The organism is Actinomadura roseirufa, assembly GCF_900659635.1.
In the GTDB taxonomy this organism is placed as follows: domain Bacteria; phylum Actinomycetota; class Actinomycetes; order Streptosporangiales; family Streptosporangiaceae; genus Spirillospora; species Spirillospora roseirufa.
On sequence record NZ_CAACVB010000486.1, the window covers coordinates 1 to 3005 of the forward strand.

Sequence of the window (3005 nt, forward strand, 5' to 3'; positions counted from 1 at the left end):
ACGTGCGCCGCTTCCAGCTTCTCGGCTCGGCGGAGTTCCCGCACCGCCTCGGTCGTCCGGGTCGCGCCGGCCACCGGGTGCTCCACCCGGTGGCCGGCGCGGCGCCATGTCAGACCATGTACTGGTCGTGCCGGCGGTAGATGTCCTCCCACTCGGCCTCGTCCGGCCGCCGCCCGGACGCGGCGATCTCGGCCAGTTCCTCGAAGTAGCCCTCGCGCGGCGCGCCGGGCGTGAACAGCAGCAGCATCGAGGCCGGTTCGCCCGACTCGTTGCGGAAGCCGTGGACGCCGCCCTCGGGGACGAACAGGAAGTCGCCCGGCGACGTGTCCTTCCAGCCCGTCCCGTCATGCAGGCGGATCGTCCCGGACAGCACGTAGAAGGACTCGGTGATGGTGCGGTGGAAGTGCGGCGCGGGCCCGGACGGCTTCGGCCCCATCTCCCAGCGGTACAGCCCGAAGGCGCCGCCGGTGGAGCCGCCCGTGCCGAGGTAGTGGACGCGGGTGCCGCCGTGGACGCGGTCGGCGTCGCTCGGGCCGATGAACAGGTCGGGCTCGGTGCCCGCGGCGCGCAGCACCCCGCTGCTCTCGCCGGTCTCGCCGAGGTAGCGCGGCTCCGGATAGGACATGCGTTCCCCCCAAGATTCTCAGGAATCCGAGAGTAGTCACCGCCGCCGGGCGAGCCAGGACTCCAGGCCGTCGAGCAGACGTTCCAGGCCGAACTCGAACGCCTCGTCCTGGTAGGACTCGAAGTCGAGCTCGCGGTTCTCCCGCCACCAGCCGGCGAGGTTCGGGTACTGGGCGCCGATGCGCTCCAGATACGGTTCGAAGCGGTCGCCCAGCTCGTTGGCGTCCTGGCCGCTGTCGGCGAGCATGCGCCGCATCGCCGTCTCGGTCGTGGCCGCGCCGATGGCGTGCGACATCAGCAGCGAGCTGGCCCAGGCGAGCGTCGCGCCGTCGAACCCGGCCGTGTTGAACAGCTCGACCGACCGGTCGCTGAGCCGCATGGCGCGCGGGCCGAGGGCCGGCTGGACGCCGAGCTGGGCGACGACCCAGGGGTGGCGCAGGATCATGGTCCGGAAGCCGCGCGCGAAGTCGCCCGCCGCGGCCCGCCACCCCGCCGGCGCGGGGTCGGGGAGGGCGATCTCGCCCATGACCTCGTCCAGGGCCAGTTCGAGCAGCTCGTCCTTGTGGGCGACGTAGAAGTACAGCGAGGTCGCGCCCGCGCCGATCGCGGCGCCGAGCCGGCGCATGCTCAGCCCGTCCAGGCCCTCGGCGTCCAGCAGCGCGACGGCCGCCGCGACGATCTCCCCGCGGCTGAGCTGCGGGCGGCCCCGCCGCGCCCGCTCCGGACGCATCCAGACCGAGTCGGCGATCGGGTCGGTGTCGCGGGGCATGCGCTGGCCTCCATGCTGCGGCAGGTGAGGAGGCCAGCCTATGTCCTTGCGCACACTGTTCTAAGATTAGTACAGTGTGCGAAAAGTCGTTCACTGTACCAATCGGAGTGCCATGTCGGCCGCACCCTCCACGCCCGCTCCCCATCCGCGGCGCTGGCTGATCCTCGGCGTCCTGTGCCTGAGCCTTCTCGTCGTCGTCATCGACAACACCGTCCTCAACGTCGCGATCCCGTCGCTGATCCGCAGCCTCGACGCGAGCAACTCCGACATCCAGTGGATCCTGGACGCCTACATCGTGGTGTTCGCGGGCCTGCTGCTCACCGCGGGCGCCCTGTCGGACCGGTACGGCCGGCGCCGCGGCCTGATCGTCGGGCTGGTGCTGTTCGGCGGCGCCTCGGTGCCCGCCGCGCTCGCCGACTCCGCGGGCCAGCTCATCGCCGCCCGCGCCCTGATGGGCATCGGCGGCGCGTTCCTCATGCCGGGCACGCTGTCGATCCTCACCACCGTCTTCGACGACAAGGAGCGCAAGAAGGCCATCGCCATCTGGAGTTCGGTGCTCATGCTCGGCGCGCTCGGCGGGCCCGTCGCGGGCGGGCTGCTGCTGGAGCACTTCTGGTGGGGCTCGGTGTTCCTGATCAACATCCCGGTCGCGGTGCTCGCGGTGGTCGCCGCGCTGCTGATCATCCCCGAGTCGCGCGGCCCGGCGGGCCGTCCGGACCCGCTCGGCGCGCTGCTGTCGACCGTCGGCATGACGGCCCTGGTCTGGGCGGTCATCTTCGTCCCGAGGGACGGCTGGTCCTCGGCGCGGGTGTGGGCCGGGTTCGCCGTCGCGGTCCTCGCGCTGGTCGCGTTCGCGCTCTGGGAGCGGCACGTCGCCGAGCCGATGCTGCCCATCGGGCTGTTCGGCGACCGCGACTTCAGCGGCGCGAGCCTGTCGATCGTGCTGCTGTCGTTCTCGTCCGGCGGCCTGATGCTCGCGCTCACCCAGTACCTGCAGTTCGTCCTCGGGTACAGCCCGATGAAGACGGGCCTGGCGTTCATCCCGCTGCTGGTCACCGTGATGGCCTTCAACGGCGTCGGCGTCGTGCTGGACAAGCGGCTCGGGGCCCGCGTCGCGCTCGCCGCCGGTCTCGCGCTGCTCGGCGCCGGGTTCGGCGTGCTGGCCACGATGTCGCCGGGGGACGGCTACCCGCTGCTGGCGGTGGCGCTGGTCGTGATGGGCGCCGGCAGCGGCATCGCCGGGCCGGCCGCCTACGGCACGCTGCTCGGCGCCCTGCCCGCCGAGCGGGCCGGCGTCGGCTCAGCGGTCAACGACACCGTCCAGCAGGTTGGCCAGGCGCTCAGCATCGCGGTCCTCGGCAGCGTCCTCACGGCGACCTACTCGGGCGCGATGCCGGGGAGCGTCACCGGCCCCGCCCGCGACTCCATCGGCGAGGCGCTGGCCATCGCCGCCGCCACGGGGGACACCGGGCTGGCCGCCGCGGCGAAGGACGCCTTCGTCGACGCCATGTCGACCACGGCGCTGGCCGGGGTCGGGTGCGGCCTCGCCGCCGCGCTCGTGGCGTTCCTCGTGCTGCGCCCCGGGCCGCGCGCGGTCGCGGGGGCGCCCGCC

The 3005-nt window shown here is 73.0% G+C and carries 3 protein-coding genes; 1 reads left to right on the forward strand and 2 read right to left on the reverse strand.

Annotated features, from left to right (window positions below; all coding sequences use genetic code 11):
- Positions 1–109 precede the first annotated feature (109 nt).
- Positions 110–625, reverse strand: a complete 516-nt coding sequence (locus E1291_RS40545) for a cupin domain-containing protein (protein WP_131743326.1) — start codon at positions 623–625, stop codon at positions 110–112.
- Positions 626–661: 36 nt separating this feature from the next.
- Entirely contained in the window at positions 662–1393 is a 732-nt protein-coding gene (locus tag E1291_RS40550; protein WP_131743328.1) for a TetR/AcrR family transcriptional regulator C-terminal domain-containing protein, read from the reverse strand.
- Between the two features lie 112 nt (positions 1394–1505).
- On the opposite strand from E1291_RS40550, the gene E1291_RS40555 reads away from it, so the two are divergent.
- Positions 1506–3005: MFS transporter (locus E1291_RS40555; protein WP_131743330.1), on the forward strand; the 1500-nt coding region annotated here is incomplete at its 3' end.

Coding starts and splice junctions, on each gene's coding strand:
- E1291_RS40545 (WP_131743326.1), bottom strand. CDS start 625: ATGTCCTATCCGGAGCCGCGCTACCTCGGCGAGACCGGCGAGAGCAGC.
- E1291_RS40550 (WP_131743328.1), bottom strand. CDS start 1,393: ATGCCCCGCGACACCGACCCGATCGCCGACTCGGTCTGGATGCGTCCG.